Consider the following 15,670-nt stretch of genomic DNA (forward strand, 5'->3'; position numbering starts at 1 on the left):
TTAATCCAACTCTCCTAACTGTCTATTGGCAAGATCATACAGCGTAAAGTAGACCGGTGTAGTGGATAACGTGACTTTGGTGTCGCTCGCTGTAGTTTCGATAAGATAAGCAGAAGCTCTGTAGACATAATTCTTATCGTTTGTAGGATTGCCGTTTGATGTAAAAATATTGTTGAAGGTGTAGTACCACTGTAAGCGGTTATAGTTGTCGATCGGAGCTAATCCGGTATGGTTGTTACCGATATCGCCGGTAGTGTCTGTGAACAATCTGCCCCAACCGCTAACATTAGCCGCGATCTTGGAGTTGACAATAGCGTTGGCACCGGTGCCGGTAGGCTTACTGTTAGTACTCAGCGCAGTTTCGATGGAACTGATCGTAGCAGCTGTATAACTGCTCTTATACTTATCCGCATAATAGGACGGATCCGTGATCTTTTTACCGCCGGCTGTGTCAAGTTCACCCATCTGCTCGATCAACATTCCGATACGGATGTCTTTGCCGTTCTCGGAATCCTGAGTTCTGTTCTTGATCTTAGCAATCTCATCTTCGTAGTAATCGAAGGAGATCGCGAAGTCTGTCATCAGCTTGTCGCCTTGTCTGGCACTGTTAGTACCGCCGCCGTTGTTGTTCCACTGGTTACGGGTGTCGCCGAGGAAGTTGATGGTGGGAACCTTGTTGGCGTTTTTATCGCTGTCCTGTGCTACGGTTTCGCTATCCGACTCATAGATCGGGATAACGGTGTAGTTCTCATAACCGGTGTAGTTGAACTTCTTATAATATGTGCTGGCTACATAATCACCGGAGCTGTTGTAGATATCCCAACGGGTGAAGTATTTCTTATCGCCGGTGCCTGTGATAATACCGTCGTCTTCATAATGCTCATGAGTTACACAATACTGACCCTTTTCACCGGTTCCGAAGTCCCAGTAATAAACGGCAGGACGGGTAGCGTTGCCATCCTCATTATCAGCATATGTCGTGCCGCTCAGGTTCAACGCATAACTATAAGTGTAAGAGATATTGTCACCGTTATCATCAGTCTTATAGTATGTGACCTTATCATTTTCAGTCAGCGCGCGATCAGAATCCAAATGAGTAGGCGGTAAGTTCTTATAGAAGTATCTGATACTATTATAGGTGAAGTAGTAATAGTTGGTATCGTTCTCGGTAACGACGCCGGCATTCAGATATCTCTTCTTATAAGTCATATTGCGATGTACTGTAGCATTCTTAACCACATACGGAGCAGCCTCGACCAGCGGCATATAGGAAGCATGTGAATCGCTGCCGCCGATTGCGGAGGTACCGTCATAGGTGAAGAGCTTATACGCCTGAGTGGTAATAGGTGCGCTCTCATAGGATTTGTCATCAAAAACGATCTCCGTACCGCTTGCAGTAGTAGATTCCGCTGAAGCATACTTATCGATCGCTAACGCACTATAGCCGTTAGCCTTCGTATCATATTTATATGGCAACATAAACTCAGCTGTTACGCGGTCATCTACCGTATTGGTAGAGCCTACGTTAGCAGTGATCGTGTAGGTAGTACCGGAACCGGTTACAGATTGATTTGCCTCTGCGTGATTCCATGCGATCTTCTGACGGAAGTTCTTCTCATACGGTGTATGGTTATAGAGGAATTCCGTTGTCAGTCTCGCTGTTCCCTTCTTTGTTCCTTTGACAATTCCTGCCATCTGCGTATCATTGGTGCTGACTAAAGTACCACTTAAACTATAAGTTTGATTGCCCCAGAAACGGCTTTCATACGTATAAGTGATATTGTAGTTGTAAGTGATCGCAGTACGCGTCAGGTGGGATACGTAACGAAGTGTGGTTGCACCGGAATCCAGAACCTGCTGTACAGTGAACTGACCGACGGTAGCAGTGTTATTGGTAATGGTACCGGCTGAGAAGTTACCGACACTGGAGGTGATCTCCTCCAGCGTACAATCCTCATCAGGCGTTGTGCTCAGTCTGATATCGATCGTATAATTTCTATATTTGGTGTTGATGTACTTAGAGATATCGATCTTAGAGCCATCGGCCTTTGTATCTGTAAACACTGTTGTGCTACCATTCTTAACAGTAACCGTCACAGAGGGAGTACCGTCACCGGTATAGCTGCCGGTTTTTTCTACAACGTGCTGGATGGACAGCGAGCCGGATACCGCCTCAACAAATCGAGCGATATAGGTATCGTTCGAGGACATATCGGACTCGGCGATCTCCTTCGCGGAGATATCATAGTACTTACCGTTGCTGTAACGTACCCAACCGGCGAACATATACGCGCCGTTTGCCTGCGCTTCAAAGGTGAATTTCTTAGAGCTGTCGGCAAATTGTTCTCCTGACTCGGTCTTACCGTACAGGCTCGGAGAAGTATTGGTGAAGTACGCGGAGCACAGGGTGCTGGTACCGATATTCTGCTCGCCGCCTACGCCTGCGGTGGTCGAGAACGGATCATCCGTCCAATTGCCGGCGTCGACAGTAGCATTCAGGTTAGACGCGGGACCATACTGGATCTTGATATTTGCAGATATCTTGTCGTCCTTGTTAGAATAGTACCATCTGCCGTCGGAACGGTTCGCCTTATCCTTAGAGTCGTTCCAAATCTCTTCTTCATAAGAGATCAGCGCGGGAACGCCGGTATAGTGCTCCTTCAAATAATTATAGGTATAGACAGAACCCTTGTTCGTCGAATCACCCCAGCTCATACGACCGCTTGACGTCTGCGTACCGCCGGTGTACTGGTTGACACGATCGATCTTGTTCAGATACAGCATCGAGGGAGAAATATACCCGATAAAGCTGTTTGCGGCGTCGCCGTTTTTGGTGTAGCCGGCGCTTGGAGCATAAACAGCCCACATGGTAGCATACTCACCGACGTAGGTATCCTTATAACCGGTCGATACGATCAAAAGTTCCTTATCCTGAACATGGTTCTCTGAAATGCTGTTTGCTGCATCTGCATCATGCCAATCAGACTTATCGGAGTCATTTATCAGCGTGCCGAATACGTCGACCTGTCTGCCGAAGTAGTCGGTCAACAGTTCTACGCCGTTGTAGCCGCTGCCGGTGTAAGTAGACGCCTGAGCAGTTGATTCTGAAGAAGCGAACGTGTAATTCGTGTAATCGAAACCATCGCCGTAGTTATCCTTGGTTGTTCTGTACTTGAAGTCAAAGATGATGGTATCAGGGTTCTTCTCTTTGTTCAGCTTATAGAAGTCATCATAGTCGTAGGTCTGGCAGTGGCTGCTGGAGTTACACTGTGTATCCAACTCTCTGTGCAGCAGATCCCAGTAGGCGTTGTGCAGCGTTACACCCTTGACCTGCGCGCCTGAAGCGGTGCCGTCAGATGTCAGCGGGATCTGCATCTGGTACTTACCGCCCCATTTCAACATCGGCTGACCGGGATAGCCGCCGAAGGCGTTCGCAGAGTTCGACTTACCCTCATAGTAAGGATAAACACTCAGCATATTACCCCACTGACCGTGTACGGAACCGTCATAACCGTCAATATAGAAGGTTTTGACGTTGCTCGTATCTGCCAGATAGTAGATCGGCGTGACCTCGATTGCCTTATGACCGTTTTCGGTCTTCATTTTCGCGGTATTGACAGACTCTACTGTCCACTCCTCGGTGTAGACGCCGCTCGCGTCATAATCATGCACCTGATAAGTGACGCCGTTGAAGGTATACGCTTTCAGATAATGCGTCACCTTGAACGCCTTGCTGTCGAAGCTGCCGGCTGCACTGGCGTTATCTGATAAGGTGGTCTGGATCTTGATCTTTGCGCCGACAGGAACGTTCGTCATCTTATCGTAGTCGCTGATACCGTTGGGGCCGGCAACATTGTGAGTGATAACGATCTGGTCATTCGGATGGGCTGTGTTATAAGCCGCGATGGTGCTATAAGTGGTAACGCCGGACGCCGTAGCCTCTGTGTAGGAGAATACGTCGGTTTCGGCATAGTTGCTGGCATCGCCGAGGATCTGCGTATCCGCGAGATTCGTAAAGCGATTGAAGGTATTATCACGCAGCGCGCCGTTCTTTGCGTAGATATTGACCTTCTCTACCGTCTCTTCATCTTCGGAAGAACCCGGCTCTTTGAAGTAGAACTGATAGTCGACGGAGCTGTTGTTATAATAAGCCATAACGCCGATGTTGGTGATCTTTTCCCACTTAAAGCCTCTGAGAAGAATAAAATGAGCGTTGCCGCTTGTTTCGCTGCGTTCCTTCATTTCAACAACAAAAACGGTATTACCTTGTGAATCATGAATATCGACGGAAGTGCCCGCAGATTTTGTCACACAGTTGATTTGTTCGCTCTTGTTGCCTCGAATACCGCTGTTACTGTCGTTATTAGATAAAGCGAAGAAGAAATTACCATCGCCGTTTCCTTTTATGGTAGAAGTCAAGTCAGCCCAGTAACCAATGTTTCCGCTGGTACCGTTTGCCACGGTGCTTACAGGAGTGGTTCCGCTTTTACCGGGACCGTTATCGTTGTCAGCCCAAACAAACTTATAAGTGCTGGTATTAGAGCCGATAATCGGGGTGTTGGCGACCTTCTGCGAACTGTTTTGCTTACCGGTGGAAGTATACTTATCACCGGCGATCCAGTCGCTTGAGGTCGAACCGCCGCCGCCGGTTCCGTTTCCATCCTGTGTTACAGTGATCTCATGAGTGGTGGGATTAAACGAGAACTTCACCCATGTAGAATCACTGTTGATCTTGAAGGTCTGGTTTGCGGAAGGCCAAGCTTCAGTCCAAGCGTGATCCTTAGCTACCTTGAAGTATATCGTACCCGCGTCAGCCGCAGTAACCGTATACGTTTTCTCGTAAGTTCCATCCGATTTATATACCAAGTCGTTACTGGAAGCATCAACTTTCCATGAGTTTCCCTCTCCAAAGATACCGGGATCAGCTTGATCAGTCGCACCCATAGCACCGACAACAGTATAGATATCTGTAGAGACGGCAGTTGATGTAACCCAAGTTTTATTATCTTTAACCCAAATTCGATAAATCACCGCGGCATCCTGCTTAACCTTAAATGCGTTACCACTCTTATCTGAATCTGTTGTAGCACTATATTTTTTCGCATCAGTAGAACCGTCAAACCCGTTTCCTACCAAATCGAAATTGTTTTCCCATGAATAATGATCACTGGAATCAACTTTAAATTTATAATATCTGTCATTATCTCCGGTTACTTCATAATAATAGTTTTTTGAACTCGAATCATAAGACATATCTTTCTTGGTATTGGACCACGAACCTGTTAAATCGCCGAAAATTTGAACGAGTTTACGGGTAAAGGTATACTCAATCTGCTTACCACTATCCCAGTTACCATTATACTGAATAGTATATTCACCGGCAGAAAAATAAATATAATAATTTTCTCCGCCAGTTCCTCCCTGACCAGTGGATAATTTAGCATAATAATTAGTAGTATCACCCATTGCACCGGAAGGTTGTGCATCACCACCCTTTAATCTAAAGGTTTTACTACCGCCATAATCAGCTTGTAAATACCATTCATAATAGCCGGAAGAATTAAGGGTAAAAGTCATCTTACCGCTTGAATCAGTTTTAGCATACATTGAAAAGCTGGATTCACCAGGGCCCTTCATGTATATAGAGTTTTTACCCAAAGTATCCCAATCACCAGTAGAAGCTAAATCAGTCTTAGCACCGGTATCAGCCAGATCATCCTTCATGCTGCGGACAATCTCGTTCTCTTCAAAACCGGAAAGATCGGGCGCGTCTTTTGCGTCATTATTATCTGTGATATTTGCCGCATCCGCATCCTGTGAGGGGATCGCGTTCAGCGCGATATTGCCGCCCTCGGTGGCAGCCTGAGAGACAGCGTCGCTGTTGGCGGCGGCGTCCTTCAGATACGCGGCAAAGGTATTCAGCATGGAGCCGGTAGCGATAGAGCCGATGAGCATGACGATGCTCAGCACCATCGCGAGCGTGCGCGTGCTGAAGTGTAAACGGTTGGTCTTTTGTTTCATGTAAAGATTCCTCCCTTTCGTTACGTTCGTGTTACCGTCAAAATGCGGATCGGAAGATGTGTGCAGTGTAACCGTCAGCGGATGGTGAATCAGTGAGGTGATCGGGCATATGCTCCGGCATACCTCCGCCAATGAATGGCGCCTCTTTGGTGGGCTGTGCCCACACCCGATTGATACGGGAGGGTCGAGACCCTCCCCTACATTTGGTGGTCTCTTCCCACACCCGATTGATACGAGATGGTCAAGACCCTCCCCTACAAATGAGGGATTCGGTACGACATAAAATATCGTCGTTGCGAAGCCCGTAAGGGCTGTGGCAATCTCAACCGATTTAGAATTGTCATTGCGAAGGATTTGACAAGCTGTCATCCTGTGGCAATCTCATCCTAATAAAAGAGAACTGATTTGATCCATCAAATGTCCTGCGGGAACTGACCTTTGGGCTGTGATCAGGGATGACGATGTAAAAATGAATCTCACTTGACCGTGGTCAAGCTCGTTCGATTGATACAATCCCTCAGTCACCGTTCGGTGACAGCTCCCTTTACCAAAGGGAGCCTCTTTACCAAAGGGAGCCTGATACCTGATTTTGTTAAATTTACCGTTTTTGTGCAGATTGCACAAATTCTGGTATATCAGCCCTTCCGCCTGACATCGCTTGTGTTACACCCCGAGGCTCATTTCTCAGGTAACCGTAACAGCTTAAAATATACTTGCCTGTGTGTGAAAAACAGCCGAATTTCATAGGATTCAAGCTGATTTCCACGTGTCTCACGCTCCGTTTATGCAGCATATATTCAGCATATATGCCGCATACAATGAATACGCGATTTTTCGTTAAATTAGACGATTGAATTATTATGCTTTTGTGCATGTTGCACAAAATGACGATTTTGTGTAACAAGTTTGTAACAATTCCAAAAGCGAAATATAGAGCAATGTTTCATTTGGGGATTATCAAATGTTTGCATAATATGCAAACCGCTGATGTATTCATGCTGTTAGTAAATATCCAAATAATATGCCAAAGAAAAATCTTCATCCTTTGTGTAGATCCTCACGATCATTTCCGTATCTCTTTTGTCGAAAAGTCCATTTGATACTTGCAAAAACTGTCGTGATAGGATATAATTTTGGTGGTGATCATATGAAGATAAAAAACAACTTTGTATTGAAGAAAATCGCCGGTTCCTACGTCGTGGTTCCGGTTCGCACCAGAGCGGTTGATTTTTCCGGTATCATCAAGCTGACCGAGAGCGGCGCTTTCCTTTGGAAGCTTTTGGAAAAAGGCGCCGATAGGGAAGAGCTGATCGCGAAAATGCTGGAGGAATACGCGGTGGATGAGGCTACCGCCGCCGCTGATATCGACCGCTTTGTCGCAAAGCTCCGCGAGGCTGATCTCATTGAGTGAGATCATTTCTCCCGCTGAGTTTGTCGCGGTGATGCAAGAGAGCTTTGAGCGCGGTCAGGAGTTGATCTTTACACCGTCCGGCTCCAGTATGTTCCCGATGCTTGACGGCAAAAACGATAAGGTGACCTTTTCGCAAAAGCCCGATAAGCTGAAAAAATACGACGTCGCGTTCTATGTGCGCCGCAGAACCAACCAGCTTGTCCTGCATCGGATGATCGGCTTCACCAAGGACGGCGCGTATATTTTTTCCGGCGATAACCAGTATGACTATGAGTATGGGGTAGGGGATGACGACGTCCTCGCGCTGATGACCTCGTTTACCCACAACGGAAAGACTTATCGGACAAGCGATCTTTCGTATCGCTTCTATATCCGCCGCATGATGCTAAAAAAGCGGCTGAGACGGTTTGCTTCAATGATTTATCATAAGATTTTTAAATAGTTATTGCGACGTTTCATGCCTCCCTTTCCTAAGGTGAGATTCTGTCCAAATCTTTGATTTGGGAAACAGATTCCATACACCGGAGAGGTGCCCCGAGACACGCGTGTCAAGGGGCGGAGGGTTGCTATGCTAAGTTTAACCTTTATTAGATGACCTAAAAACGAAAACGGAGAATCATTATGGCTTTATATCGTATTTCTGATTTGAATGTAGAAATCAAAACGAATTCACCGTCCTTTGCCGAGAATATCCGTCGGTATGAGGTGGATTATCAGGCGGATCCGAACATCACGCTCGAGATGAGTGATGACCGCATGATCGAGATGATGGAGGAATATGAGGGAATGACCGCCGATAAGGTGGAATCCCTGTATATGGCGACCCTGTATTCATGGGCGATCTTCGACTTCAACGGCTTTCCCATCCGTGCGGTCGGTGTGGAGAACGACGGCGAATGCACGTTGTTTGCCGCGCCGGATGACAGCTCGATCGATCTGTCGCTGATGATCCCGCAGGATAAGGCGTTTGTCTATTACTATCCCGGCATCCGTATGCAGGACGATGATTATTATGTGTTTGACACACCGTTCGGAGAGCTCGGCGGCTTGTCTGTGACCGGCAAAAAGCTCGTGTTGAAATCGATCGTCTTTGTCGACAGCAGGCGCTTTGATTCGCTCAGAGCGATCGACGCTAAGGATTTTGTGCCGCTGTTCATGCGCGCCGTGTCACAGAACGTTCGTCAGGAACGCACCAAGCATACGCTGTTTATCCTCGAGCGCGTGATGCATCGTGTGAAGTTCTTCGGCGTCGGCGACGTTAACGATCTCGACTTCATTCTGGAGCGAGTGTAATTATTCCTGTCATTGCGAGGAGCTTCGCTCCGTGGCTATCTCAACCTATTTTTCGGAGGGACTTGTGTCCAAAAAACATAAAAGCGCCTTGAGCTGGATCATTCGCAGCTCAAGGCCTCAGTTTATCAACATTATTATATTGGCGATCGTCTACGGCGTGAACGCGTTCATCGGCGTGTATAACACCGAATACGCGCGCGAGTTGGTCGACGCGGCTGTCAACGGCGCGAAGGGCGGATCGTTCGACGAGGTGATCCGCTACGGCTTGCTCTATTTCGGTGTGACGGTGATTCAGATCATCACGCTGATTCTGGCGCGTGATTTTGGCTTCAAGGTCAGCGCGCGTCTGGATATGAGTATGAAATCCGACCTCTTCTACACGATGATGATGAAGGAGTACGGTGATATCTCAAAGTATCATTCCGGCGAATTGATGAACCTCTTGACTAACGATATCAACGTCGTTACGTCCGCGATTGTTTCTATCATCCCGAGTCTGGTGTTCTTTATCGTCAAGATCATCGGTATCTTCGTCGTACTGATACGCATCGACGTCATTTTCGCGCTGGTATTTGTGATCGGCGGCGCTCTTGTGTTCCTGATCTCCACTCTGTTTAAGCCGATGACCAAGAGAATGCACAAGAATGTGCAGGAGAGAGAGGGCAAGGTGCGCTCCTTTATGCAGGAGGGTCTCAGCTCCCTTTTGATGATCAAGACCTTTGACGCGCAGGAAAAGATGAGAGATTCCGCCTTTGAACTGCAGGAGGAATCCTATCGTGCCCAGCGCAAGCGCAATATCTTCTCCATCATCACCGGTACCGGTATGAGCGCGGTGTTCTCCTTCGCGTTTGTATGGGGACTCGGTTGGGGCGCGTATAATCTCTTCTACGGGCTGATCTCCTACGGTGTTCTGATGCAGATCACTACGCTGATCGGTCAGATCCGCACCCCGATCCAAGGCATGGCGAATATCTTTCCGACCTACTTCAACGCGTTGGCGTCCGCCGAGAGGATCATGGAGATCGAGAATATGCCGGATGAGCAGATCCTTCACAGTGATGTGGACACGGCGCAGGTCTATCGTGATATGAAGTCGATCTGCTTCGATGATATCAGCTTCTCCTTTGACCGGGATATCGTTCTGGACAGCACCTCGCTGACCATCGATAAGTATGAGTTTGTCGCGATAGAGGGTATCTCCGGTATCGGCAAGAGCACCTTGATGAAGCTGTTGCTGAGCGTGTATCAGCCGAAATCCGGTGAGATCTATATCAAAACCGAGAATGATAAGCTCATTATGGATAAAAGCCTGAGAAAGCTCTTTTCCTATGTGCCGCAGGGTAATTTCCTGCTGTCCGGTACACTGCGCGAGAATATCGCGTTTGTAGCGCCTGACGCGACGGATGACGATATCATGGAGGCGGCACGGATCGCCTGCGCGCAGGAGTTCATCGCCGAGCTGCCGCAGGGACTCGATACCGTGATCTCAGAGCATGGCGGAGGACTGAGTGAGGGACAGGTACAGCGTGTGGCGATCGCGCGCGCTATTCTGACCGGTGCGCCGATCATCCTGCTGGATGAGGCGACGTCAGCGTTGGATGAGCAGACAGAGCTTGATCTGCTGCGTAATTTGAGAGAATTGAAGAATAAGACTTGTATCCTTATTTCACATAAAAAAGCCGCCGAGCGCTTCTGCGACAAGACGGTGACGATAGAGAATAAAAAAATCAAGATCCACGAATAGCTTGTTTCTTGTGTGCAAAGTACACAAATACACGAATGATTTTTTGGATTGCTATTCAGTTTATCCCGTGTTATGATAATAGCAAATAAACTGTAAGGAGAGATACTGAATGAAAAGATGGATCGCGGTCTTATTAGCAGCTGTGTTGGTATGTGCTCTTGCGGCATGCGGCAGTAAAAAACCGAACAACACCAATAATAACAACAATAATAGCAGCAGTTCCTCTTCTGCTGCTCCCACTACGGCTCCCCAACCGACGGAATCTCCGGATAAAGAAGTTGTCTTCGGTGATATGAAAATCACCCTTCCCAAGGAGTTCGTCGATAATAAAGCCTTGATCCCGAGTGACTCTGACATAAAGTGTTATTACACAAATATGCAAGAGGAGTTGGCTTTTGCCGCGCTTAATGAGGAAAAAAGCGATTTTGCGAAGACCAAAGTGCAATCTCTTGATGATTATCTGGAGGTTCAGCATGCCAACTCGAAGGGCTCGGTAACAAGTGAGATCAAAGAAGATAACGGTCTTAAATACTTTGACTATGAAGCTGAGGGTACCAACGGCACAATATACAAGTATTTTTCAACAGCATTTGAAAGTGATGATTACTACTGGTTTGTTCAGTTCTACACTTCAAAAGAACAGTATTCGAAATATGAGTCGAAGTTCCTCCAATGGAGCCGCACCGTAACCGAAGCATAATAATATTTACAAAAACAGACAGCCGGCGCTGAACTCAACTGAGATCAGCGCCGGCTTTAAACGTTTATGATGTTTTCTTGCGAAGTCCTTGCATACGCGTATTCCTCGTGTGTCAGGACCGTAGTGTTTTAACCGATTTGATTCTTTTCGGTGATTCTGTAACACAGGGTCATCAAGCTGTCGCTGAGGTGTACATTCTCGACAGTGGCGTCCAGATACTTTTTGGAAATATCATAATGACTGAAATTCCAGTAGCTGCGAATACCGCAGGCATAGAGCTTGTCGATGATCTTTTCCACAGCCTCCTTCGGCATTGTCAGGATTGCGGTGTCGATCTGATTCTCTTTGACATAGTCTTCGATCTTATCATCCGACATCACTTCGATCCCGCGCAGTGATGTCCCGATCAGTTTTTCGTCCTTCTCGAAGATCGCGGTCAGCTTGAATCCGAGCTTTTCAAAGCTCAGGTGCGTCGCGATCGCCTTGCCGAGATTGCCCGCGCCGATCAGGATCATGTTGTGCTGCTGCTCCAGGCCGAGGATCTTGCCGATCTCCGTGCGAAGTCCCGCAACGGAATAGCCGTAGCCCTGCTGTCCGAATCCGCCGAAGCAGTTCAGATCCTGACGGATCTGTGACGCGGTGGAATTCATCATAACGGCGAGCTTTGTAGAAGAGATCTTCTCGATGCCCTCCGAATCCAACTCGGAGAGGTAACGGTAATAGCGGGGCAGTCGTCTGATGACCTGTATGGAAACGCCTTCTTTTGGCATAGGTGCTTACTCCTTACGCAACGATTTCAGTCAGTTTGTCGTGGATCGCGTCGAGGAACTCCTCGGTGTTGACCTTCTTCTTGTTCTCGAGGGTACTCAGCAGATAGAGGTCACCGGTCATGATACCGCTCTCGATGGTATCGATGGTGGCTTTTTCCAGCTTGTCGGCAAAATCGACCAGCTCGGGGATCTCGTCCAGCTCACCGCGCTTTCTCAGTGCGCCCGACCACGCGAAGATGGTCGCGACAGAGTTGGTGGAGGTCTCTTCACCCTTGAGGTGCTTGTAGTAATGACGCTGTACGGTACCGTGAGCCGCCTCATATTCATAGACGCCGGTGGGGGATACCAGTACGCTGGTCATCATCGCCAGAGAGCCGAACGCGGTAGCGATCATATCGCTCATCACGTCGCCGTCATAGTTCTTGCAAGCCCAGATATAGCCGCCGTCGGAGCGTACTACACGCGCGACAGCGTCGTCGATCAGGGTGTAGAAGTATTCGATACCGGCTTCATCGAACTTCGCCTTGTATTCATTCTCGAATATCTCCGCGAAAATATCCTTGAAGGTGTGATCGTATTTTTTGGAGATGGTATCCTTGGTCGCGAACCATACATCCTTCTTCTGATCGAGCGCGTAGTTGAAGCAGGCTCTCGCGAAGGACGCGATAGAGTTGTCGAGGTTGTGCATACCCTGGATGATACCGTCGCTGTTGTCAAAGCTGTGGATCAGCTGACGGCTCTCGTTGCCGTCTTTATCAGTCACACAAAGCTCCGCCTTGGAACCCTCTTTGACGATCATTTCAGTGTTCTTGTAAACGTCGCCGTATGCGTGACGGGCGATGCAGATGGGCTTTGTCCATGTGGGGATGTAGGGAGTGATGCCCTTGACGAGGATCGGCTGACGGAAAACGGTGCCGTCGAGGATCGCGCGGATCGTACCGTTGGGGCTCTTCCACATCTCCTTGAGCTTGTATTCATCCATACGCGCGGCGTTCGGAGTAATGGTCGCGCACTTGACCGCTACGCCGTATTTCTTTGTCGCCTCTGCGGAGTCAACGGTGATCTGATCGTCGGTCGCGTTGCGCTTCTCAAGACCCAGATCATAATACTCGCTCTTCAGGTCAACAAAGGGGAGAATGAGTTTATCCTTTAACATTTGCCAGATGACTCTGGTCATCTCGTCGCCGTCCATCTCGACGAGCGGTGTTTTCATTTGAATTTTAGCCATAGTTACCTCCGGTAATCGATGTTAATGTAGGGGAGGGGCTTGCTCCTCCCGTGAACCTTTGATAAGAACATGTGTATCAGCGAAGCATATGATACGCTTCCGTAGGGACGACCATCGGTCGTCCGCTTGACAGTGACGTTCGAACGGAATTATTTGTTCATCATCGTGTAATTGAGCAGACCGCCCGCGAGGATGATATCCTTCTGGCGCTCGGTCAACGCGCATTTGGTGTTGATCTCAACATTCTTCGTCTTGTTGATGATGGTGATGCCGTTGCCTGCCGCGATCTGATCACGGATATTTTCGATATAGAGATTATCGCCGAGATCGATGTTGTTGTAATCGTTTTCATCCGCGAATTCCAGCGGAAGGATACCCGCGTTGATCAGGTTCGCTCTGTGGATACGCGCGAAGCTCTTGACCAGTACTGCCTTAACGCCGAGGTACAGCGGAGCGAGAGCCGCATGCTCACGGGATGAGCCCTGACCGTAGTTGGAGCCGCCGACGATGATCGAGGAGCCCAGCGCCTTGGCGCGGGTCGGGAACTCGGTATCGCATACGGTGAAGCAGTGCTCGGAGATCGCGGGGATATTGGAGCGCAGGGGCAGGATCTTCGCGCCCGCGGGCATGATGTGATCGGTGGTGATGTTGTCCTCAACCTTCAAGGAGCAGGAAGCGCTGATATCCTGAGCCATCCCGGAGGTCTTGGGGAATTCCTTGATATTCGGGCCGCGCAGTACCTCGACCTTGTCCATCTCGTCAACGGACGCGGGCTCGATGACCATGTTGTCGTTGATCAGGAAGTGCTCGGGCATATCGACCTTGTAGCCGTCCGCGTATGCTCTCGGGTCGGTCATAACACCGGTCAGTGCGGAGACCGCCGCTACCTCGGGAGATACCAGATAGATCTCAGCGTCCTTGGTTCCGCTTCTGCCGAGGAAGTTGCGGTTGAAGGTTCTCAGAGAAACGCCCTTGGAGTTCGGGGACTGACCCATGCCGATGCAGGGGCCGCACGCGCTCTCGAGGATCCTCGCGCCCGCGTCGATCAGATCGGATAGCGCGCCGTTCTGCGCGAGCATATTGAGCACCTGCTTGGAGCCGGGCGCGATCGCGAGAGATACGCCGTCGGCAACCGTCTTACCCTTCAGGATATGCGCGACCTTCATCAGATCGGCGTAGCTGGAGTTGGTGCAGGAGCCGATACAAACCTGATCGACCTTCATACCCGCCAGTTCTTCAACGCTCTTGACAGCGTCGGGGGAGTGGGGGCAAGCCGCCAGAGGCGCCAGCTCGGAAAGGTTGATCACGATGTGCTCGTCATAGACCGCGTCGTCGTCAGCCTTCAGCTCGGTATATGCGTCCGCTCTGTCCTGAGCCTTCAGGAATTCGAGGGTGTTTTCGTCAGAGGGGAAGATCGAGGTGGTCGCGCCGAGCTCAGCGCCCATATTGGTGATGGTCGCTCTCTGCGGGACACTCAGTGTCTTGATACCTTCGCCCGTATATTCAATGATCTTGCCTACGCCGCCCTTGACGGACATGATGCGCAGCACCTCAAGGATGATATCCTTTGCGGAGACGTTCTCCTGCAGCTCACCCTGTAACTCAACGTTAACGATCTTGGGCATGGTGATGTAATACTCACCGCCGCCCATCGCGACCGCTACGTCCAGACCGCCCGCACCGATCGCCAGCATACCGATGCCGCCGCCGGTGGGAGTGTGGGAGTCGGAGCCGATCAGGGTCTTGCCCGGGATGCCGAAGCGCTCCAAATGAACCTGATGGCAGATACCGTTACCGGGACGCGAGAACCAGATGCCGTGCTTTTTGCACACCGTCTGGATGAAACGATGGTCGTCGGCGTTCTCAAAGCCCGTCTGCAAGGTGTTGTGGTCGATGTAAGCGACACTGCGCTCGGTGCGAACGCGGTCGATACCCATCGCCTCAAATTCCAGATAAGCCATCGTACCGGTGGCGTCCTGTGTCAGCGTCTGGTCGATGCGGATACCGATGTCGGTGCCCTTGATCATCTCGCCGGTGACCAGATGATTTTTAATGATTTTTTCCGCTAAAGTTAAGCCCATAATGTTCCTCCTATATCATAAAGAAATGTTATATGTGGTAAGGCAGTCTGAAAGTAGCGACCCTCAGTCCGCCGGTGTTTTATTTTGTCATTGTTTCAAGGTTCCCTTTCCTAAGGTGAGATTCTTTCCAAAACTTGTTTTGGGTTACAGAATCCATACACCGGAGAGCTGTCCCCGCAAGGGGACTGAGGGTTGCCGCTGAATCGAAGATGTATTTACGAATCTTGTGTGATCGTATTTTTATAAAAAAGCAAAACCGGCTCAGTGAAAATCCTGATCCGGCTTGTCACTCTTTTCACACACATGGATATTATACTACTTTTTGTCGACAAAGTAAAGGCGGCGCACCGCTTTTTTATAACAAAAAAGTGATATATCCTATGTATTAGCAAAGGAACTCACATAATCTGCGGTGAAGTGAT

9 protein-coding genes are annotated in these 15,670 nt (G+C 49.1%); 5 read left to right on the top strand and 4 right to left on the bottom strand.

Annotated features, from left to right (window positions below; genetic code table 11):
- Positions 1–6,021: a pullulanase X25 domain-containing protein gene (locus JKK62_RS00395; protein ID WP_186833584.1), complete on the bottom strand. Its 6,021-nt coding sequence runs from the start codon at positions 6,019–6,021 to the stop codon at positions 1–3.
- A 1,147-nt stretch (positions 6,022–7,168) separates the two neighbouring features.
- On the opposite strand from JKK62_RS00395, the gene JKK62_RS00400 reads away from it, so the two are divergent.
- From JKK62_RS00400 to JKK62_RS00420, 5 genes are all read left to right on the top strand, one after another.
- Positions 7,169–7,432, top strand: a complete 264-nt coding sequence (locus tag JKK62_RS00400; protein ID WP_186833585.1) for a PqqD family protein — start codon at positions 7,169–7,171, stop codon at positions 7,430–7,432.
- Positions 7,425–7,874 (top strand): hypothetical protein, encoded by a 450-nt coding sequence (locus JKK62_RS00405; RefSeq protein ID WP_186833586.1) that lies wholly within the window; start codon positions 7,425–7,427, stop codon positions 7,872–7,874. Before JKK62_RS00400 ends, JKK62_RS00405 begins: the two co-directional genes overlap by 8 nt.
- 179 nt (positions 7,875–8,053) lie before the next feature.
- A complete protein-coding gene (locus JKK62_RS00410) occupies positions 8,054–8,725 on the top strand; it encodes a hypothetical protein (protein WP_186833587.1) in 672 nt (223 codons plus the stop codon).
- Positions 8,726–8,789: 64 nt separating this feature from the next.
- On the top strand, positions 8,790–10,469 hold the full coding sequence (locus tag JKK62_RS00415) for an ABC transporter ATP-binding protein (protein WP_186833588.1): 1,680 nt from the start codon (positions 8,790–8,792) through the stop codon (positions 10,467–10,469).
- A gap of 109 nt (positions 10,470–10,578) precedes the next feature.
- A complete protein-coding gene (locus tag JKK62_RS00420) occupies positions 10,579–11,169 on the top strand; it encodes a hypothetical protein (RefSeq protein WP_186833589.1) in 591 nt (196 codons plus the stop codon).
- Between the two features lie 128 nt (positions 11,170–11,297).
- Here the strand turns inward: JKK62_RS00420 and JKK62_RS00425 are convergent, their stop codons facing one another.
- The 3 genes from JKK62_RS00425 to JKK62_RS00435 all read right to left on the bottom strand — a co-directional run bounded on the left by JKK62_RS00425 (position 11,298) and on the right by JKK62_RS00435 (position 15,248).
- Positions 11,298–11,939 (bottom strand): redox-sensing transcriptional repressor Rex, encoded by a 642-nt coding sequence (locus JKK62_RS00425; protein WP_186833590.1) that lies wholly within the window; start codon positions 11,937–11,939, stop codon positions 11,298–11,300.
- A gap of 13 nt (positions 11,940–11,952) precedes the next feature.
- Positions 11,953–13,167: an NADP-dependent isocitrate dehydrogenase gene (locus JKK62_RS00430; protein ID WP_186833591.1), complete on the bottom strand. Its 1,215-nt coding sequence runs from the start codon at positions 13,165–13,167 to the stop codon at positions 11,953–11,955.
- Between the two features lie 149 nt (positions 13,168–13,316).
- The gene (locus JKK62_RS00435; RefSeq protein ID WP_186833592.1) at positions 13,317–15,248 is read right to left on the bottom strand and encodes an aconitate hydratase; all 1,932 of its coding nucleotides are present in this window, start codon (positions 15,246–15,248) and stop codon (positions 13,317–13,319) included.
- Positions 15,249–15,670 lie beyond the last annotated feature (422 nt).

This window comes from Ruminococcus difficilis, assembly GCF_016680995.1.